Raw genomic sequence first — 21,594 nt, forward strand, 5'->3', positions numbered from 1 at the left:
TGAGGAATTAAAAATATCAAAACCCTTTACCGATTATTTCTATCCGTTCATCGATAACATTCTAAAGCGGCATTAATAGCCAACTATCTTCATTTAATAAATATCTAAATCATGAAAAACAATTATCTTTTTTTAACTATCTGCTATATCGGTATATTATTAAGTTCATGTTCAGAAGCGGGATTGGAAGGTCCAGAAGGTCAAACAGGTCCACAAGGAGCAACAGGAAATGCAGGCGCTGTTGGTGCTGCGGGTAAAGATGGCAGCATTATTTATAGTGGTAACGGAGCGCCGGCATCAAATGTAGGTATGTTAGGAGATTACTATCTAGATAAAAATACTGGAAATTTATACGGGCCAAAAGTAGCGGGAGGTTGGGGATCACCGACTACCTTAATGGGTGCAAGTGGTACAAACGGAACGAATGGAACCAATGGTACAAATGGAACCAATGGTACAAACGGCACCAATGGAAGTGCAACATTAAGTGGCAATGGAACTCCATCAGCTAGCACTGGTATTAACGGAGATTACTTTTTAGATAAAACCAATTATTTACTATACGGGCCAAAAACAGTATCTGGCTGGGGTATTCCTATTTTATTACGCGGAGCGGATGGTGCGCAAGGTCCAACAGGTGCGGCAGGTGCAAATGGTAGCCTCATTTATAGTGGTTCTGGCACTCCAGTTGCCACAATAGGTGTTAATGGAGATTATTATTTAAATAAAACCACAGGTGATTTATATGGGCCAAAAGCTGCTGGAGCATGGGGAGCGCCATTAATATTAAGAGGAACAAACGGCACAAATGGAACCAACGGAACGAATGGCGCCAATGGAACTAATGGTAGTATAATACTTACAGGTTTGGGTTCGCCAGATTTATCTACAGGTACAATTGGAGATTATTACTTAGACAGATTAGGTACTTTATTATACGGCCCAAAAACTGTAGACGGATGGGGAGCTGGAATTTTACTTCGTGGCGCAAATGGTGCACAAGGGCCAACTGGTCCTGCAGGTGCAGACGGAAGTGTAATTTATGGTGGTCTTGATTACCCAGATCCTGTATTAGGTAAAGTTGGCGATTATTTTATAGGAAGTAATACCGTAATGCTTTGGGGTCCAAAAGGTCCAGGTAATACAGTAAGTAGCTGGGGAAATGGGATTTCTCTTAAAGGTACAAACGGAACAAATGGAACCAATGGTACAAACGGAACGAATGGAAATAGAATTTTAACTGGAGGCAGTTTTCCACAAAATACACAAGGTAACGACGGTGATTTTTACATAGACCTATCGAGTTATGTAATGTATGGTCCTAAAGTAGGAGGTGCTTGGCCTTTTCCTGGTACAAGTTTAAAGGGAGCAGACGGTAACTCAAATGTAATTGCCTTAGAAACTACTGATGCTTCAACTTTTACTTGGAATTATGAGAGTTCAGATGTCAGAAATTTAATGATGCACAGAGATGGAAATTATAATGATTCTACTTCAGTTTATAATATTCCAGCGGCCAATGTTGCTGCTGCAAAAACAGGAACGGTAATAGTGTATTTACGCACAAATAGCGGCGTAGGTGTTTCTAGTTGGAAACAGTTGAACTTTACAGATTATGGTATTGGTGTTAGCTATTTTTATAATTATAATCTTAGACTTGATGCTACTACCGCTAAGGTTAGGATACTTTCTAAGTATAATACCACCTCGCCGTCGTTAATGGATGTTGATAAAGTTAGGATAGTTATTATCCCACCAAGTTCTACTGGTGTATTAAGCAATATCAATCAGAATACCCCAATGTTGCAAACAATGCAAGAACTCAATCTCAAGGACAGGGATTTTAAAAAATTAAATTAAGTAGTCTTTAGGTGATGTACTCTTTTGCATCACCATCAAAATCATTTTAAACACAATTAATATGCTTATGAAAAGGCTTTTAATCTTATTGTTCTGCTTTTCATTATCGTTGGGCATTGCCGAAGCACAAGATGTTGAACAACTAATTAAAGCTAAACCATTTGCCATTAACGGCACTTTAGGTTTAGGTTTTGGAACCTATAATTCCAGTGGGATTCCTGCTCGCCAAAGAGCATTTTCTTACTTATTTAATGGCGCTCCAACGGTATCAATTTACGGTGTTTCATTTCCGTTTAGTGTAGTTGTGAGCGACCAACAACGAGGTTTTACGCAGCCTTTTAACCAATACGGAATTAGTCCAACGTATAAATGGATTACGGTTCATGCTGGTTGGCAAAGCATTCAATGGTCGCCATATACCTTAGCAGGATATAATTTTTTAGGAGGCGGAGTAGAGCTAAATCCTGGAAAATTAAGGTTTGGATTTATTTATGGCCGGTTTAACAAGGCGATTGAAGAAGACCCTGCACTAATAACTGCCTTTTCTCAAACCCCAGCTTATAAAAGAACTGGTTTTAGCACAAAAATAGGCTTGGGTACAGAACGAAATCATTTCGATTTCATCCTACTCAAAGCTAAAGATGAAGTTAATTCACTTCAAAATAAGCCTAGTTCATTTAATTTAACACCGTCAGAGAATTTGGTGTTAGGCATATCTAGTAAGGTCACGTTTTTTAAACATTTCATATTCGATATTGATGCATCAGGAAGTTTATACACCAGAAATTTATTGGCAGATACGGTTAAAAACCTAAAACTTGATAAAGTAGATTTTATTAAGGATTTAATCACCTTAAACGCATCTACACAATTACTTACCGCAGGCCAAACTAGTTTAGGTTATCAAGGCCAGAATTATAATGTTTTGGTAAAATATAAGAGAATAGACCCAGATTTTAAGTCGATGGGTGCTTATTATTCTGAGAACGATGTGCAAAATTATACGCTGGAAGGAGGAGTAAAACTGCTAAAAGGACAAATGCAATTAAATGGCTCATTTGGTTTACAAAACGATAATTTGTTAAACGATAAAGCCTACCAATCTAACCGAAAAATAGGCTCTATAAATGCTGCTTTTAATAAAACAAATTATGGCATCGATGTTCGCTACTCGAACTATGGCATTACACAAGATAGGGGCTTAAACCCTATAGTGGATACCCTAAGAGTAGCAAAAACCAATCATAATTTAAATGCAATGCTAAGGTATAGCATAGCTGATTCACTGATTTCGCACAGTTTTATACTGGTTGGAAACTTACAATCTCTTCAAGATTTAAATCGGTTTACTTCAGCTCAAAGCTTATCAAATAGTAAAACAGCAAATTTTTCATATCAATTGGGTTTCCCAAAAACAGGCTTTAATCTCAATGCTAGTTTAAATTATACCGTAGCCGATATTTATTTAGGCCATACGGTTTTCTTCGGGCCATCGCTTGGCGTAAGCAAAGATTTTATGGAAGGCAAATTGGGGTTAAATGCCGCAATGAGTTATCAACAACAAAAAAACAATAAAATAAATGCCGGTAATATTTTAAATGGCAGTTTAAACGGCTCATTTAGGTTTACTAAAAAGGATGCGGCAAATCTATCTCTCAATTATTTAAAAAGTAATTCAAAGGATATTAGCCTTCCATCTTTCAATGAAATTTATAGCAATCTTACCTTATCACATTCTTTTTAATTCTTAACTAATCTCCGCTATGCAAAACATTTTATCCTTGATTAAAGATTTTAAAAGAGTAATTCAATCGTTATTCTTAACCTTCATTTTAGCACTTTTTAGCTTCAATGTAGTAGCACAATCGGTACCAGCTCAAGTTAGTGTTACTGTAAATATATTGCCACCATATTCGCCATATTATTCCGATTATGCTGGTTATAATGCCGGTAAAGTATTGTTAATTGTAAGAAATTTAACTTCAACCCAAAAGAAAATTAAACTAACTGGCCAACTGACAGGAGATAATGGAGTAAAAATTTCTACCAAATCCACTTATGTACCGTTACAGCCCATAATTTTAAACCCAAACGAAACCAAACAACTAAACGGAACAGCGTTAAAAGATATTTTTGACCTAAATTCTTTAAATGTTTACGGTATTGATAAAGTAAAATTGGTTCAAACTTCGCGTATCCCAGAGGGAAATTATGATTTCTGCATACAAGCTGTAGATATGAATAGTAACCAAACTGTTTCTGATGTGGCGCCAGTTGGTTGTACAAAATTTAACATTAGCTACCCTAATGCGCCTGTTTTAATATCGCCTACGGCTTTTAGTAAGATAAGTGCCACAATGCCGCAAAGCGTAATTTTTAACTGGATAAACCCAGGTAACGTTCCTATCAATACCCAATACATTATCCAGTTGGTAGCCATGCCGGGTACAGGCGGAGACCCAAATCAGATTTTAAACTCAACAACTTTTCCGCAGTTAAATCAAAGAATAATTGGTACTACTTACACTTATGGGCCTGGTAATGTACCGCTTAGGGTTGGTTTACGGTATGCTTGGCGAGTTATAGCAACAGATCCAACCAATAAAACTGGTTTTATGAACGATGGTAAAAGCCAAGCCAATGTTTTTATTTATGGCGATGACCAACAATTAGCCATTACAAATCCAGATTTGGTAAAACCAGCAAATCTTTTAAATATTACCAATCCGCTTTGTAAAAACAGTAATGAAACAGTTTTTGTTGGTCCAAATACCAATTTAACATTAAACTGGTTATGGAAAGATCAAATAGAAAGTGCTCAGCTTTTTGGTAATTTAGATAGTAATTTACTGAAACATTATACCAAAGTTAATGTAACGCCTGTTGCCGTAAATGCGTCAAGTAAATCAAAGGCTAATTCAGATTTAAAAACGCCGCAAGTTTTCGAAACCATAAAATATTATGCGTTAAACTTTACTAGTCAAGGCGGTAAATCTAATGCTGCAAAAAATATTGTTCTAAAGGTAAATGCGCCATTGCAATCGGTTAGTTTCACTAAAGAACAGGCAGATAGAATAGGTTTACAAACTGGTTTAACCTATAAATTAACAATAGCTGCGGTAAGCGACAAAAATACAATCATAACAACGGTAGAAAGTTGCAATTGGTTGTTACAGCAAGAAATAGAAAATCCCATTCCAAAATTAACCGTAAAAGGCAGGCTTACCTATACTCTTGATAAGAAAAACTATTTTGGCGTAAATAAAACAACATTTAGTTTACAAATTGTAAATAAAAAGGATGCAAAATTTAATAAAAACCTATTGGTTTTTCCAAAAACCGGGGCAAGACTGCAACCCGTTGCGTATGCCACTACAGATGCACAAGGAAATTTCACCGCCCAAATAGAACAATTATCAACCGATACAGGCAAAAAATACATTGCTGTAGTTACATCTGGCGCTTATTATACCATGATTGGCGATAACATTCCGCAAAATAATGTTCCAGTTCAAATTCCAAAACTTAACACTACACCAAATGGCTTGTCGGCGTATAGTCAAGAACCCTTAGCCATTGGCGATGTAAAAACCGACGCCTATAATTTTACGCTTACCATTAACTTATCTAAGGGATTTAATACTAGCGTTAATAAAAACGATTTCAATCAATTATATAGTGAAAACAAACAAAATGATGCAGCCAGTCAATATTATGCTGCTTATAATATTACCAATGTAGATACGATGTCTATTAACCCAAAAGCTAAAGTAGATGCTGGTATGTTAGTAGGAATTTATAGAAAAGCAAAGAAAGAAACTGTTCCAACTTACGAGGGAGATAATTTAAATCCAAACCCAATATTTCCATTAAAAGCTAGTGATATCCGCGTTGCAGAAGCTAGAACTTTTATTAAGGATGGAAAAACGGTTGTAGTGTTTAGCAAATTGCTGTTAAGCGTGGCCAACGACGATGAATATTACATTAAAGCCATTTTGCCCAAAGCTAATCCAAACGATAAAACACAGGGTGATAGTGATGCAGATTTAGTTGCACCAGAACAACGCCTTGCTTTTAGACCACAAACTTTTAACCCGATGACATCTAGTTATGCAACTACTGTAAACTATCAAATTATCTCTACCAAACCGCCAACAGCCAAAATAAAAGGGCAAATTATGGAGCAATGGCCTAGTCAGCCAGGAGTGTTGCACCCTTATGCCAATAAAAATTTTAGTGTTAAAATGTATACTAAAGATCCAACTCCTCCAAATGTTGACATTAGAACTGATAACTGCCAATATTTGCCTGCTGCGGTGTATCAAAAAATAAAAGATGCAAATGGTAATGATACTTGGGTGCAACTAAAAAATGTAGGTGCTCCAGAATATACAGTAGCAGCTGGTAAAACCGATGCAAATGGAAAATATGAAATTGAGGTTTTAGCTTTTAGAGAAACTGGAAATTTTGATTTAGAAATTAGACAAGAAAGTAACGATCCATATGGTCCAAACTGCGATGAAATTGCAGCTGCCGCCGCTGATGCTGAGAAGAAAAAGCTTAAAGAGGAAACAACGCCATTAGTGGTTGTAAATATTCCTAAAAGCCAACAAGAAATAGAAAAGCTAATTAGAGAACAAGCTGAGCAAGCGGCTGGAGGTGATTTGGGTACAGAAAATGGCTCTGCAGGAGGTGAAAAATTTACCTTTGATATTGATGGAAAGCTTATTACTACTGGAAGTAAATTACTCGAAGAACATGGGGGAAAAGGTGGTGATGGAAATCCATTTGGTGGAGGCGGAAAAATAGACCCAAAATTAGGTGTGAGTGCAAATGCAAATTTGGCAAATGGAGCTGTATCTGGTGCTGCAAAAGCAGGTAAACTGGGCACACAAGGCTTGCAGAAATTTTTAGATGATGGAATACCCACAATTATTACTGGACCATCTAATACAGATGAAGAACCAATTGCCTACCAACCACAGTTTTATGCACAACAATTACAACGCTATTTTGCAATGGTAGGCATACCTAAAGTGGTAAGTACCGTAAATAACGATGCAGGCAATACCTTAGAGGGATTTATTGTACCACCATTTGGTACCGTTAATCTAGGTGTTTCAATTATCAATGTTGCTGAAATTGGAAACTTAAAAGTTAATGTATCAGTTGCTGGCCAATCCAACAATCAGGCATTAAATGGTGCAAAAATGGTGGTGTTTAGAATGGAAAAACTACCTGATTTGTATAAAATAGTGGGAGAAGGTTCTATCACTCACCCCATGAAACCTCTAATCAGTTCTACTTATATAGGTGATAAAGAAAACGACATGACCTATGGTACTTCATCCGAATATTATAAACTTAGAGCTGGCGGCGTAAATGTAGAATGGGTTTTAGATCAACCCTTAGATATACAACCAGATAATAGTTTTAATCTAGGTAATTTAAGGTTAAGTAATGATAATAATCATATTTATTATATATCAATTACTCCGCCAGCAGATGGTAAAAGTGGAAGATTTAAACCTTACATAGCGCAACTATTTAAATCAGGTCAGAGTGTACAAGTACAGCTAGCTACCAGTCGTGTATCTGGGCGAGTGTTTGATGGGCAAACAGGAAAACCTATACCAAATTCGGTAGTAAGAACCGAAGTGTATGATGTTCAAATGAAAACCCCAATTTCAAACACTTTTACTACAGACCAAAACGGTTACTTTGAAATTATAAACGGTGCCAACGGCGTAAGTTGGAAAGACAATTATTATTTTAGAGCATACGCTATAATTGATGGTTATGCAAATGATGATAAGCCAACAACATTAAACGCGACTGAGATAAACGCTTTAATCAGTCCGTCAAATAAAGATACAACTAAAGTCAAACCAGTTCAATTATTTAAAGATGGAAATAATTATAATTTCTCCATCTTAAAAAAACCTGGTACACTTATTTCGGGAGTGGTAGCTGGGCAAATAGGAAATAAACTACCAACAGCAATCGATGCTTATATACAAACTGAAGATGGAACCATTATTCCAACGTTAAAGGTTGATAAAGATGGTAAAAAAGTTGTAGGTCTTTATAGTTTTAACGCCACTTCAAAAACGCAAAAATTTAAAATTATTCCATTAGACCCTGGTTTTATTGATTCTACGTACAATGTTCCTGTTCCTAAAGGAACCTTTACACAGAATTTTATCTTGCAACGTCGTATGCATAAAATGATAATTAAACTCCAAACTGCAGATGGGCAAAAAATAGCCAATGGCGATGTAAAAGTAACCATTAACAACGATGCTGCTTTAAGCAAATCGAGTTTAGATTCTCAAGTAAGTTTCGAGTTTGAAAATGTATCAGTAAATAATTACGAGGTTAAAGTAACCAATAACAATAAAAACAGTTATGTGCCTAAACTGGTCAACTTTAAAAATGACGAATCGGCAACTGCACAGGAATATACAATTACCTTAGAAAAAGGCTCTGCTATTAGAGGGAAAGTTACTTTAGATGGTTTGCCGGCCAAAAATGCTAGGGTTTATTTACATTATACTACTTCAGATGCAGTAACAAGCAATATTGCTGTTGCCTCAAAAGTATCTAGTTTTTCAGGCTCAGTTTTAGGCGGCTCAAAACCAGTAAATACATCAATAACAGCTGATAAAACCAACAATGTAGCCTCTTTAGAAGATTTTACCGATGAATTGGGTAATTACGAAATTGTTGGTTTGCCTATTAAAGATAACGAAACAGTTAAAGTGCAGGTAACAATGTCGGCAGATGTGGCTATAAATGGTGCAGAAAAAGACGTACAAATTATAGGCGGAGGTGCCCATGCAGATTTTGCGCTAACTACTTTTAAAGGCCCATTGGTAAATAATATTTATGGTTTCCCTTTGGCTGTAGAAAAAATAGAAAAAATAACCGAAACGCAATACAGCATAACAGGTATTGTAGATCTAAGTACAAACAGCTCTTCATTTACATGGGCAAATCCCGATAGTAAAATTAGGGTAAGCAATGTAATTGTAAACGCTAAAGACAATTACCAGCCAACTGGGGCAGTTCCAATTGATGCCATTGCAAATATAAAAATGCGTTATTTAGATAAATACAATGTGTTGGTAAAAAAATACGGGCTTAATGTAAAGTCATTAAATATAGAAAAAACTGTAGATGGAGGTGCAATTAAAGGAACAGTTTCTATTATAGATAATTCGTTTAAATATCCGTCATCGTATTTAAATTTCGATAATGCAGGCGATTTCTATCTTTCAATTGCAACACAAGATGCTTTAAATATGGTAAATGTGCCTGCAATTTATTCGGGAAGAAAAAGGAGTGAAAAGTATAATTTATCAAATAATGCCGGTGGCGATTTAGCCTTTTCATTCATCAATTTTAACACTACGGCCAATGCAAAAAGTTCATACATCGGCCCCGATGGCAAATTTCACTTAGATATTAATTTTAAAGGAGAAATGCCAAACAGTACTCCTAAACAAATTGATGTAAACATTAAAGATTTGGTGTTAGATGGCAATACGGTAGAACCTCAAAAAGGAAACTCATCGTTACTATTAAAACTACAAACTTGGGATTTAGAAGTAAAAGACTGGGTAATAGATGTTAAAAAAGGAGGGATTTACTCTGAAAATTCTATCATCAAAACAGGAATTATAGATGTGCCGACCAAACTATTTAACCTCCGTAGCGATAACGTAATTTTAGACGGTTTTGATGTTACCAATTTATATTTAGGTGGCGATTTGGTAAAACTAGCAGGCATTAAAAAAGAAAATGTCAAATTAGTTTATGATGAAGCCGTAGGTAGCGATCATAGTGGACACTGGCGTTTTTCTGGCGCATCTTTAACAAAAGATCCAGTGGCAACCATTGCAGTTCCGGCAGTTGCAGGTAAATTTAAAGGCTTAAACTTAAACGTAAATTATTTCCAATTCATCAGCTTTGCTAACGAAAACTTAATTAGCCTTTCGAGCACACAGGGTAGTGTTAAATTATATGGAAACGATAAAATAACATTTACACCCGCAAATATTGGTAGTTATGTAGGTAAATACGCCATAGGCGGAAGTATGAAAATAGATTTACCACGAGTTACGCCTGTTACGGTAGATTTAATGTTCGATAAAACCAATATGGAGCTGGGCAATTTCAACCTAAATTTTGAAGGAAAAGGCTACGTTCAGTTTAAAAATGACCAAAGCAAAAAAGTAGAAAACAATGGCGGAATAACCAAAATTTATGGTATTGTAGAAGAACCTAATAAAATTAACCCTATACCTTGCGATTTAACGTTTAGCACTACCCAACCCGGAATTATAGCATTAGCCAAAGAAAATAACATTTTAAATATGGATGGGGTTGGAGCACCAGATATAACAAAAAACTTGACCTTAAAAATTGCTGGTACTGGTGATGATGGAATGAAAGAGGAAAATAAAGATTGGACTACGCTTAAATTTTCTGGAGAACTGAATGACCCAAATTCGGACAAGTTGGTGACCAAAAAACCTTTCTACAAATTTGAAGTATTAGGCGATGTAACAGCAAACGCTAATGGAATTTCGATGGAAAAAGCCACGCCATTTGGCAGCATACAAATGATTTACGATTTTCCAAACCGCCAAATGACAGGTAGTTTACGGATGGAAAATATCGCCTTTGGTAGTTATTTCTTTACGGGAGATATTGAAGTAAGCTACGGCTCAAAAGGCTTTTTAATGTTGGGTGCAGGACAATTAAACACAGGTACATTATTTGTAGAAGGTTTCGGCACATTTAATATTGGGATGTTGTTTGCAAACACAACCTTATCACCTACATCAATTGCCAAGGTTACGCAGTACAGTAAATCTGTAGAAAATAAATGCTGGTTAGATAAATACAAAACAGACTTTCAAGGTTTCTTTTTAACTGGTGGATACGATGTTTTGAATGAGAAAAAGGGTATTGATTTGGGTGTAGCATCAGTTTATTTGAATGCGGTTTTAGGAGTAGAGGCATCTATTGGAGCTAGTTTTAATAAACCAAGTTATAAAGCCTTAATTGGCGCACACGGCATGGTATCGGCAGGTATGAGCGCCGTAACAGGAACTTCAATTAACGGTTCACTTGCCGCACATTTAACCGCATCGGCAGAATACAGCAACTCTACTATAAACATTGACGGCAGAGCTGGAATTGGGGTTAAGTATTCACTAAGCCAGTATTTAATTGCTAAAACAGTTACGTATAATGGCTCTATAGATGCAAGGGTTTTATTCCATTATCAACCAGGTGCAACTTCATTAAAGTTCCAAATTGAAAAAGATAACCCATTGCCAGACTGCCCAGAAAATTAAAAATTAAATGACATTTACATCCATAAATATGAAAATTAGATTAGTTATTGCGTTACTATTAACGTTTGGCACTTTAACAACAAGCGCACAAACCAATAAAGTAAGCACTCACGCAGGTCGTAAAGGGATATGGGTTTTGTGCGGCGATCAATTGCCTAAAGATTTTACGTACAGAATTTTGCGCCAAAAAGGTACAGAAAGCTGGATAAAATTAGCCGATTTATCTTTCCCAAAAAGTAAGGAAGAAGTACAAGCAGAAATGCAAAATTCCCAATTACAAGCTAATTTAGATAACGTTCCACTATCAGATAGTAAGCTAACTTCTGTTTGGCAAAGACTAACCGATGCAGTAACTATTCAAATTCCAAACGAACTAAAAACAGATTATTCGTTGCGTAAAGCAAGTGGTAATGCATGGTTTGATGTAACTGCAGACAGTGTAACCAATTACGTTTACAAAGTTCAAATGATTGGAAAAAAAGATGAAATAATAGCAGAAAACACAAGTAAAGAAGTTTCCTATCCTGCAAAACCTTTTGAAACCAATATTAAACCCCTAATCTTAAAATCTATTAATGGAATAATGGTTGGAGAATTTGAATTAATTGATGCTGGTGTAATGCAAACGTGTAAGGTTTTTAGGAGCTATTATTTAAGAAGTGGATATGAAGAAATACAGGGCGATGTTTTTTTCAGTGTAAGGGATAACAAAAAAATTATTCAAATAACTGATAAAACTGCGGTGGCAAAAGTGCCGTACACCTATTCTATTTTACCAGTTGATGCGGCTGGTAATTACGGATTGCCATCACCAGATTTAAAGGCATTTAACGTTGCCGATAATACCATCATTCCATCGGTGTATAATTTTACAACCACATCTGTGGAAGCAGAAAAAGCAATAAAACTAAGTTGGAAACTAAAAAACACTAAAGATATAACAGCTATAAATGTATTTAAAAGCGCAACATATAACGGCGAATATAGAAAAGTGGCAAGCTTACCCGCTACCGATACCGTTTTTATAGATCGCTTTACCAGACCAATTGAAACCTATTATTATACCATTCGTTTGAGTGGTAATTATGAGCAATCTCCAACTTCTCCTCGTATTCCAGGTATATTAAAAGCGAGTAATGCCAATAATTTTCCTCCGCAAAATTTAAGTTTAGTTCAAGATAAAAATACAGTTACATTAACTTGGAATAAAACAGAAAACGATACCAGAGCGTATTACGTGTACCGTGCCAATGGCAGAAACGGGAAAATGGAACAAATTAGTAAATTAATCATTACAGATAGTTCTACCGTTTCTTACATAGATACTTTATCAGCTAATGCTTCATCTAGTATGTATGCGTATGCCGTTGCAGATCAAAATACTTCGTATGCCATTAGTCCATTATCTGAGCCTGTTTTTGCATATAGTCAGGGAGTAAATACACTGCCAATTCCTCACAATGTGATAGCAAGAATTGATAATAAACAGGTTCAAATCATTTGGCCAAATATGTTAGCCGAATCTCCGTATATACAAGGTTATGTGGTGTACCGCAGAGCGAAATCGATAGATGGAAAAATTGTGGAGACTAGTAAACAGTTATCTCAAAATTTAATAGGTGCAACGGTAAATAATTATACAGATAATACCACAACAGAAGGAATGGTGTACTATTACAGCGTAAAAACCGTGGCTGATGACCAAAAAACGATGAGCGGCCCAAGTTTAGAAGCAGGTATAACCATTCAACCCAATAAAGTAAACGAAATTGCGAATGTGCGTGTATTCCCTTCGGGTAAAACGGTTGCCATAAAATGGGATAACCCTATAGGCGATGAAATTAAAACCATTAAAATTATTCGTACCACTGATGGGAAAGAAGGAACTGAAGAAATAGCCAGTTTAACTGCTACTCAACAAGCTTTTTCAGATACTAAAGTAACCATAGGAAACACCTACTATTATCAATTACAAGTGGAAAACAAGGTGGGCAAAAAAAGTAAATTAACGGAAGCAGTAGGAGTAAAGATGTATTAACTACCCCAGCAACTCTTTCGCATTTTGCAAAGCAGATGCACCTGGGTTTTTACCACTCAGCATTTCTGCAATGGTATTTACCCTTTCATCTTTACTCAATTTTTTAATGCCAGTTGTAGTCTTGTTATCGCCCTCATTTTTATAAACAAAGTAATGCGAATTGCCCTTAGCGGCAATTTGCGGTAAATGAGTGATAGATAAAACCTGCATGTTTTCGCCCAAACCAGCAATAACTTCTCCAACTTTTAGCGCCGTTTCACCAGAAATACCAGTATCAATTTCATCAAATATTAAAGTAGGGAGTGAAGTGTGTTTTGCTAATAAAGCTTTTATAGCCAACATTAACCGCGATAGCTCACCACCAGATGCAACCTTATGTACAGGAGCAGGCGCTTGGCCCGCATTTGCGGTAAAAAGTAAAGTAATTTCATCCAAACCATTCGTATTCAAACCAACTAGTGCACTTTGAGTAAAAACCAATTTAGCATTTGGCATACCAACCTGTTTCAACGTTAAAGCAGTTTGCTCTTCAACTAGTTTAATAGCCTTTTTACGATTTAAACTTAACTCATTTGCTTGCTTAGTCAATTCATCAGTAAGCAGAGCGATATCTTTTTTCAACTGTTCAATCTGCTCATCCGAAGAAAGTAATTGACTTAAATTCTCTTCCAGCTGTTGCTGTATAGCTAATAATTCGGTGTTATTTGCAACGCGATGTTTTTGTTGTAAAGTATACAAAATATCCAAGCGTTGCTGAATAAATAATAATCGTTCAGCACTATGCAACGTTTTCTCTTCAATACTCGATGTTTCATCAGCAATATCCTTAAGTTCAATTATACTCGAACGTAAACGCTCGTATAGAACATTAATTTCAGGGTCAAATTTTTCAATACTTTGCAATTGTAATGAAGCTTCTTTTAAAATGCTAGTTGCCGACACTTCATTTTCGGTAAGTAGGGAAGTAGCAGCCAATAAACTCTTTTTGATACTTTCCCCATGAGTTAGCTTCTCTAATTCTTGTTCCAATTCCTCTTGCTCGCCTTCTTTTAATCCCGCTTGCTCTAATTCATTAAACAAAAACTGTTCGTAATCTTGTTTGCTGCGGGCTTCATCAGCCTTGCTAATTAAGGTTTTTAACTGCAAATTGTCTTGCTTCAACTGCTTAAACCCAGTTCTATATTTTGCTAAAAGCGATGAATGATTAGCTAGAGAATCTACAATCAATAACTGAAAATCTGCATCGTTTAGTTCTTGCGTAGCATGTTGCGAATGGATATCAATCAATTGCTCGCCAATTTGTTTTAAGATCGTAAGATTAACAGGCGTATCATTAATAAATGCCCTCGATTTCCCGTCCATAGAAATCTCTCTACGCAAGATACTTTCTTTAAAAAAGTCTAAATCATTCGCTTCAAAAATAGGTTGTAACTGTTCGTTAGCTAATAAAAATGTACCTTCTATCACACATTTTTTATGTTGATTAAAAAAGTATTTGCTTTCTGCCCTTTGACCTAAAATCAAAGAAAGAGCACCTAAAATGATAGATTTACCAGCACCTGTTTCACCTGTAATAATGTTTAAACCTTGATCAAATTCAATGTCCAAACTATCAATTAAAGCATAGTTATGTATAGAAAGTTTTTGTAGCATATCGTGATGCTAAATTAGCATAAAAGCCTTTAGCTTTCAAGAATAGATATTCACTAAATGAAAAAAAAAAGGGTAAGAAAATTATTTCTTACCCTCGGTATTCATTTCATTTGTTTGGTGCTGTTAATTTTCTTTAGGATTAACTTTTAACTTAATAACATTATCTAATTCGAGCTTTAATGGAGCAAGATCAAAATTTATAGGGTTAAGTTTTAAGTTCGAAGTTTCTAAAATAATATCTGGAGAACTTAATTTCAAATTGATAGCAGTAGCAAGTCTAGCAGTTAAAGGTAAAAATGCTTTTTGTACATCTAAGTTGCTATCAAATAATAACAATGCTTTGTCAGTTTTAATTCCTTTGGCTTTTTTTAATTCCTCTAAATCCTTTTCATATTTTTTTCTCAACTCTTTATATTCTGGCGAATCTTGAAGCTTTTTCATTTCTTCCATTTTATCTTTCCATTCTTTAGAGTTGAATTTCTTATTCATTTCCTCAGCATTTTTTTGGATATCAGCCATTTTGCTTTTCCATTCTGGAGAATTGAATTTTTTCTCCATTGCCTCAGCATTAAATTTAACTTTCGCCATTTGATCTTTCCACTCTTTCGATTCAAATTTTTTGGCAATAGCTAAACTTTGTTCTTGTACTTTAGCCATGTGGTCTTTCCACTCTTTTGATTCGAATTTTTTGGACATTACTTCAGCATTTTGCTGCACTTTAGCCATGTGCTCTTTCCATTCTTTTGATTCAAATTTTTTGGCAATAGCTTCTGCATTTTCTTGCATTTTGGCCATTTTCTCTTTCCATTCTGGAGAATTGAATTTTTTCTCCATGGCTTCAGCATTTAGCTTAACCTTATCCATTTTAGTTTTCCACTCCGGAGAATTGAACTTTTTCTCAAGCTCAGCCATTTTTTTCTTCAAACTGTCTGGCATATCATCAACTGTTCTATAAGTTACTTCTTTGCCATCATTACCTTTAACAACCATTTTAAATTGTTTTTTCTTTTTGGTCGTGTCGGTATCAGCTTTTACTATCAAATGATTTTTTAACCCCCTTGTTTCGTTAATTGGTGTTTCAATCTGACTTAAAATAGTAGCTTTTTTAACTTTTTCTGCTGACTTTTTAGTCGGATTCATCCATGCCAATGAAACAACTGTGGCAATGGTTAAGGTGAGGATGAAGAATTGCTGTTTAGCATTCATATAATTCGTTTTCATATCTGTGATTCTTTTAATGCGTTGATACAAGTGTTGATTTTTTCCCGTTGCAGCAAGTGACAGCGACGGTGTTTGTTTGTCTTTTAATAGTTCTAACTTCAATAGTGCATGTGCATAGGTTAACGGTGTTCCTGTGAAATTAACCACCAAGTCATCGCAGGCATGTTCTCTTTCTATATGTATAAACTTGGTGGTGAGCCATACAAATGGATTGAAAAACAATAACGTTTCTATGCAGGTTTTAACAAGGTTGATTAAATAATCGTTACGACGAATGTGTGATAATTCGTGTATTAATATCGCTTCAACTTGTTTCAGATCCAATTGCGTAGCTAATGCGATTGGAAATAATACAACAGGTTTAAAAAATCCAATCACCAAAGGCACGTTAACTTTAGACGATAAGAAAAATTTAACTGTTTTATTAATTTTTAATTGAGTAAGTGTTAATTCGAAAATTGTACTCCACTCTGCAGGAACTGATAAAGTATTTACCTGCTTTAATTTTTTAAGTTTTACATAACTTGATAAAAGGATGAGCAATTGAAAAGCAATTCCAACCAAATACATAGTAACCACCAATGGGAAATAAGCTTCGGTTTTAAAATTAAAATTTCTACTTAGCTCTGATAAATTCTGATAAGCAGCTTCATTAAATGCTATACTTTCTATAGACTGGTTTGTTGTAGGTAATTCGAAAATCGAGAAAAAAGTAAAACAAAAGCTTGCAAAAATTAAAAACAAAGAACCAAAAGCAAGATTATGTTTTAACCTAGCATTCATTTTAGGCCAAGCCATCAAAACGATGAATAAAATAGCATAAATGAGTGCGCCCTGCCATAGCGAATGAAGAATGCTCCATCCAATAGCTTTAATGAGATTATTTATCATTGCTTCCATGATTATTTGTTTTCAAGTTTTTCCAAATATTCTTTAATCAAATCGATCTCCTCCTGGCTCGCTGTTTTATTTCCTAAGGCCTGCATCACTAAACGAGCAGCAGAACCATTAAAAACGTTATCTATCATTTTATTAACCAATTGTTGTTGAGTTTTCTCTTGATTAATTAATGCACGATAGATGTGAGTTTTAGCACTAGTATCTCTATCCACTAAACCTTTTTCATGCATAATTTGCATTAATTTCAAAGTTGTGGTATAGCCAGCATCTTTCTTATTTAAAGCTTCATGAACTTCTCGAACGGTACAGTTTCCTTTTTGCCAAAGTACCTGTAAAATTTCCATTTCGCCTTCTGTTGGTTTGATGTTTGAATTGCTCATTTTGTTACACTACGAATTTTTTCGTATTCAAATGTACGAATGTATTCGTATAAACAAAATATTTTAACGAAAATTTAACAATTATTTTTTAGAATGGGTAAAAGAGTGGGCTAGCGGGCTTTTTTTAAGGCTTCGTATTTGCTAATATTTGCCGGATCAATATCGCTTAAAAGATTATAAGCTTTAATTTTTTCTTGTAAATCAATAGTAGATAACACATTTGTAATTTCATCAGCTTTGGTAGCAAAATAAACATTCGGGAAAATAGAACCCAATTTTTGTTTATCCATTTGTTGTAAAGCCGGCAATAAGGCTAATATATTTTTGGCTCCGTTAGTTACATTATCTTGCAGTTTATCCAGCCCGTTAGAATGATAATTGTAAATAAATACGCGAAGTTCTTTAAATGTAGTATTCAAGAAATTTTCATTAAGCCAATATCGATTACGTAAACCATCAAAAGCTTTCCAACCTTTGTTGCCAGAAATTTGTGCAACATTTAAAACGTTTTGAGCTTTGTTGTAATAAGGTGTACCTCCCAATTTGCTAAAACTATCCTTATCTAAACCAATAATGGTGTAGGCATAATAACCCAAAAGTGAACTTAAATTGGTGATGAAATTCTGCTCAGAAAAATCCAAAGATTGACCATCATTATAATTAAAATCGAAATCTTTATCATTAATATTTAATAAAGTACTATAATAAGAACTGCCGTAAACTGGTCTGCTAGATTGTATTTGAGCCTCAGCAGTGTAGGCAGAACTGCCATCCCATGAAGTTATAGTAATCACAAAATTGCACTCAATTCTTTCCTGGGGCAAATAAGTTTCAGTAGTCCATTTATTGTTATTCAAAAAATCTCTAATCGTATTTTGCAGTACCTCTAGGTTTTTCTTATTGATATTAGAAATGTTTGGCGCTAAAATTTGTACTCGAGTATTTAATTCTTGTGCATGTACAAAACCACAAACGAGTAGCAAAAAGATAAAACCTATAATTTTCTTCATTTAAGTATTAATTTAAGTATTTCAGCACAAATATCTTTCGCTACTTCAGTTTTAGATTTTATTTCGAAACTAGTTTTATCAAATGCGCTATTAAATAGAGTAATTTTATTGGTATCTGTTTTAAAACCAGCCCCCTTATCGTTTAATGAGTTTAATACAATAAGATCTAAATTCTTTTTCTGCAATTTTTCTTTTGCATACATTTCTTCCTGTTCCGTCTCCAACGCAAATCCAACTAAAAACTGATTATCCCTTTTAATATTGCCTAAACTCGCTAAAATATCTGTAGTCTTTTTAAGATGGATGCTGAATTCGCTGTCTTTCTTTTTAATTTTCTGCGTTGCAACCTCAGTAGGCGTGTAATCGGCAACTGCAGCACTCATAATAGTAATATCACTTTGTGGAAATTTATCCATACAAGCGGTCAACATATCTGCTGCACTTATCACATCAATTCGTTGTAATTCTGCTGTTGTTTTTTCGGCAGTAGGGCCAGTAATTAAAGTTACATCAGCACCTAAAGCAACCATTTCATTAGCCAAAGCAAAACCCATTTTACCCGAAGAATGATTACCGATAAAACGAACAGGATCTATAGCCTCATAAGTTGGACCAGCCGTAATCAGAACTTTCTTACCAAGCAATGGCAAACCCTGCTTTATTTCTTTTATTAAAAAAGCAATAATCTCATCTGGTTCAGCCATTCTACCTTCACCATATAAACCACTAGCCAATTCACCTTTGTTTGGTGCGATAATAGTATTGCCAAAGCTTTTCAGTTTTTCAATATTTTCTTGAGTGCTTTCATGCTTCCACATATCTAAATCCATCGCGGGAGCTAGAAACACAGGGCATTTAGCAGAAAGATAAACTGCAGTAAGTAGATTGTCACACAAACCATTTGCCATTTTACCAATGGTATTGGCAGATGCTGGAGCAATTAGCATATAATCGGCCCATAGACCTAACTCTACATGATTACTCCAAACGCCAGTTTCAGCTTCGAAATATTGAGTGTAAACAGGATTTTTAGAAAGAGTAGCCAATGTAAGCGGAGTAATGAAATTACTCGCATCGGCGGTAAGAATAACCTTGACGTTTGCGCCTCCTTTTATAAGAGTTCTTACCAAGAGAGCAGACTTATAAGCGGCTATACTGCCGCAAACACCAAGAATAATATTTTTTTTGCTAAGCATGATAACCAAAGATTAGAAATTAAGTTGGCTTACCAAAACGTATTAACGCTTTAAGCCGCAGATGTGCAAATTAAATCTAATCTGCACATCTGCGGCTATTATAAAATTAGATAATCAGTGCCAAAGGCATCCCCTTGGGGCTAATTATTTTTGTTGCTCTTTAGCTGGATTTCTGTAATAAATTTTATCATTCAAAAACTCATCAATTGCAATTAAGCTAGGCTTAGGCATACGCTCATAATGCTTGCTAATTTCAATTTGCTCTCTGTTTTCAAAAATCTCTTCCAAGTTGTCGTTAGATGAAGCAAACTCTGCCAATTTACCGTGCAACTCTTCTTTCATGTTATTAGAAATCTGATTAGCCCTTTTTGAAATTATCACTAAAGACTCATAAATGTTATCAGTAGTTTGATCTAAATCATGTACATTTCTCGTTACCGTAGTATTTGGTATAGCGGGTTTTGGTGTATTCATTATTCTATGGGTTTTTAATCTCTACTTTGTTAGTTAAACTATCTTTTTGTTTTTCGCCTTTCTTTTGTAAGGCATTATATTTAGCTACTAAAGCCGCTTCTTCGGCAATCAGCCTTTTTGCATTAGCAATTCCTGCTTCACTATCATCCTTTAATTGCTTAGCTTCTTTTGCATATTTACTAGTTGGATAAGCCTCAACAAACTCATTATAATAGCCAATAGCTTCGTTAAAACGATCTTCTTGTCTAATTGCGTAACTGTTTTTCGCATACATATATTGCGCTTTAACAATTAGCAAATTCATTTCCTCAGCATATTTAATATCTGGAAATTCAATTTGAGCATTTTTTAAAGCTACTACAGCCGATTTGTAATTAGTAATATCATAACCACCTAAATCATAATATAATTTAGCGTTATCAAAAGCTTTGCTTTCTAACTTACCACGTAAATTAGCAATATATTGAGCTGCTTGAGTTGCACGATCACTTTTTGGATATAAGTTAATAAACAACTGCAATGCATCAATAGCCTTATATGTATTCTCTTGATCTAAAGATGATTTAGGAGAATCTAAATAATAGCAATAAGCACCCATATAACGACACTCTTCTGCATTTTTACTAGCAGGATAAGTATCTGCAAACTCTTTAAATTTGTAACGAGCTGTTGTATAGTCTTTTAAACGATAAAGTGTAAAAGCGTAATAGTAATTCAAATCTTCTGCTTCCGCAGTTCCTCTATATTTTTGTGCTAAGCCTTCAAATAAAATTAAAGCCTTAGAATAGTCTTTCTTGTTATATAGTCTAATACCTTCTTGGTATTTTTTGGCAACATCATTACTTAGGCGTAATTTTTCAAAACGGCTTTTACAGCCCGCAGTACCTAATAAAATGATAGTAAAACTTAAAATAAGTAAGTGTTTAATTTTAAACATTGTGCAAAGATAAGGTAATAATACGATAACGTCAATTAAAAATAATAGTCCGCTAAGCTAATTAAAGGCTTTCAACCTATCAAACACTTAACAATTTTTAACATAAACCAATAAATAAGCATCAAATACACAATTATAAGGTGTTCTTATAGGGCAAAAAAAGAAGATTAAAATTCATACGTATATATATTATTAAGTACAGGGCAATATTAGGAAAGCGATCTATAATATTATATACTATAGCTATTCCCGTTAACATTTCAATTTAATCTCTACAGGTATAGGTTTAAAGAGCTATACCGATTACAAAAAGCATTTCCATTTATAATGATGTTTAGCGAAAGGATGTCACTGGGCAAACCGCTAGGTCTTGGCTTTGTTCATTCCTAAAATAAGTTTAGCTAAACCCATTAAAAGCATCCTAAAAGCAGGTGTATTAAAACGGCCTTTAGAGGGGGTTAGTTCGGGGTTGGTTCGGACTTAGTTCGGAGTTAGTTCGGGGTTACGACGGTTGTATCCGAACCAACTCCGAACTAACTCCGACTGGAGTGCGAGTT

The 21,594-nt window shown here is 35.0% G+C and carries 11 protein-coding genes; 4 read left to right on the top strand and 7 right to left on the bottom strand.

The features are described from left to right. Positions 1-111 precede the first annotated feature (111 nt). The 4 genes from GM921_RS17350 (at position 112) to GM921_RS17365 (ending at position 13,266) form a co-directional block, all read left to right on the top strand. On the top strand, positions 112-1,860 hold the full coding sequence (locus GM921_RS17350; protein WP_182923884.1) for a hypothetical protein: 1,749 nt from the start codon (positions 112-114) through the stop codon (positions 1,858-1,860). Positions 1,861-1,927: 67 nt separating this feature from the next. Further along, entirely contained in the window at positions 1,928-3,604 is a 1,677-nt protein-coding gene (locus GM921_RS17355) for a hypothetical protein (RefSeq protein WP_182923885.1), read from the top strand. Positions 3,605-3,623: 19 nt separating this feature from the next. Further along, entirely contained in the window at positions 3,624-11,228 is a 7,605-nt protein-coding gene (locus GM921_RS17360) for a hypothetical protein (protein ID WP_182923886.1), read from the top strand. 28 nt (positions 11,229-11,256) lie between these two features. Further along, entirely contained in the window at positions 11,257-13,266 is a 2,010-nt protein-coding gene (locus GM921_RS17365; RefSeq protein ID WP_182923887.1) for a fibronectin type III domain-containing protein, read from the top strand. Here GM921_RS17365 and recN read toward each other — a convergent pair whose 3' ends face one another. The 7 genes from recN to GM921_RS17400 form a co-directional block, all read right to left on the bottom strand. Continuing rightward, entirely contained in the window at positions 13,267-14,919 is a 1,653-nt protein-coding gene (gene recN, locus GM921_RS17370) for a DNA repair protein RecN (protein WP_182923888.1), read from the bottom strand. A 123-nt stretch (positions 14,920-15,042) separates the two neighbouring features. Then, complete coding sequence (locus tag GM921_RS17375; protein ID WP_182923889.1) at positions 15,043-17,040, bottom strand: M56 family metallopeptidase; 1,998 nt, start codon at positions 17,038-17,040, stop codon at positions 15,043-15,045. Between the two features lie 2 nt (positions 17,041-17,042). Beyond that, the gene (locus GM921_RS17380) at positions 17,043-17,420 is read right to left on the bottom strand and encodes a BlaI/MecI/CopY family transcriptional regulator (RefSeq protein WP_182923890.1); all 378 of its coding nucleotides are present in this window, start codon (positions 17,418-17,420) and stop codon (positions 17,043-17,045) included. A gap of 110 nt (positions 17,421-17,530) precedes the next feature. Next, positions 17,531-18,430 carry a type IX secretion system protein PorD gene (gene porD / locus GM921_RS17385; RefSeq protein WP_182923891.1) on the bottom strand — a complete coding sequence of 300 codons (900 nt, stop codon included), beginning with the start codon at positions 18,428-18,430 and terminating at the stop codon, positions 17,531-17,533. Further along, positions 18,427-19,626 carry a bifunctional phosphopantothenoylcysteine decarboxylase/phosphopantothenate--cysteine ligase CoaBC gene (gene coaBC / locus GM921_RS17390; protein ID WP_182923892.1) on the bottom strand — a complete coding sequence of 400 codons (1,200 nt, stop codon included), beginning with the start codon at positions 19,624-19,626 and terminating at the stop codon, positions 18,427-18,429. Before coaBC ends, porD begins: the two co-directional genes overlap by 4 nt. 144 nt (positions 19,627-19,770) lie before the next feature. Then, on the bottom strand, positions 19,771-20,100 hold the full coding sequence (locus GM921_RS17395; RefSeq protein ID WP_182923893.1) for a DNA-directed RNA polymerase subunit omega: 330 nt from the start codon (positions 20,098-20,100) through the stop codon (positions 19,771-19,773). Between the two features lie 4 nt (positions 20,101-20,104). Beyond that, complete coding sequence (locus tag GM921_RS17400) at positions 20,105-21,037, bottom strand: outer membrane protein assembly factor BamD (RefSeq protein WP_182923894.1); 933 nt, start codon at positions 21,035-21,037, stop codon at positions 20,105-20,107. Between the last annotated feature and the right edge of the window lie 557 nt (positions 21,038-21,594).

Origin of the sequence: Pedobacter planticolens (assembly GCF_014172375.1) — a bacterium.
In the GTDB taxonomy this organism is placed as follows: Bacteria; Bacteroidota; Bacteroidia; order Sphingobacteriales; family Sphingobacteriaceae; genus Pedobacter; species Pedobacter planticolens.

What these genes read in the sequence shown, in the direction of transcription:
- GM921_RS17350 (WP_182923884.1), top strand. Translation starts at nt 112, where the DNA reads ATGAAAAACAATTATCTTTTTTTAACTATCTGCTATATCGGTATATTA.
- GM921_RS17355 (WP_182923885.1), top strand. Translation starts at nt 1,928, where the DNA reads ATGAAAAGGCTTTTAATCTTATTGTTCTGCTTTTCATTATCGTTGGGC.
- GM921_RS17360 (WP_182923886.1), top strand. Translation starts at nt 3,624, where the DNA reads ATGCAAAACATTTTATCCTTGATTAAAGATTTTAAAAGAGTAATTCAA.
- GM921_RS17365 (WP_182923887.1), top strand. Translation starts at nt 11,257, where the DNA reads ATGAAAATTAGATTAGTTATTGCGTTACTATTAACGTTTGGCACTTTA.
- recN (WP_182923888.1), bottom strand. Translation starts at nt 14,919, where the DNA reads ATGCTACAAAAACTTTCTATACATAACTATGCTTTAATTGATAGTTTG.
- GM921_RS17375 (WP_182923889.1), bottom strand. Translation starts at nt 17,040, where the DNA reads ATGGAAGCAATGATAAATAATCTCATTAAAGCTATTGGATGGAGCATT.
- GM921_RS17380 (WP_182923890.1), bottom strand. Translation starts at nt 17,420, where the DNA reads ATGAGCAATTCAAACATCAAACCAACAGAAGGCGAAATGGAAATTTTA.
- porD (WP_182923891.1), bottom strand. Translation starts at nt 18,430, where the DNA reads ATGAAGAAAATTATAGGTTTTATCTTTTTGCTACTCGTTTGTGGTTTT.
- coaBC (WP_182923892.1), bottom strand. Translation starts at nt 19,626, where the DNA reads ATGCTTAGCAAAAAAAATATTATTCTTGGTGTTTGCGGCAGTATAGCC.
- GM921_RS17395 (WP_182923893.1), bottom strand. Translation starts at nt 20,100, where the DNA reads ATGAATACACCAAAACCCGCTATACCAAATACTACGGTAACGAGAAAT.
- GM921_RS17400 (WP_182923894.1), bottom strand. Translation starts at nt 21,037, where the DNA reads ATGTTTAAAATTAAACACTTACTTATTTTAAGTTTTACTATCATTTTA.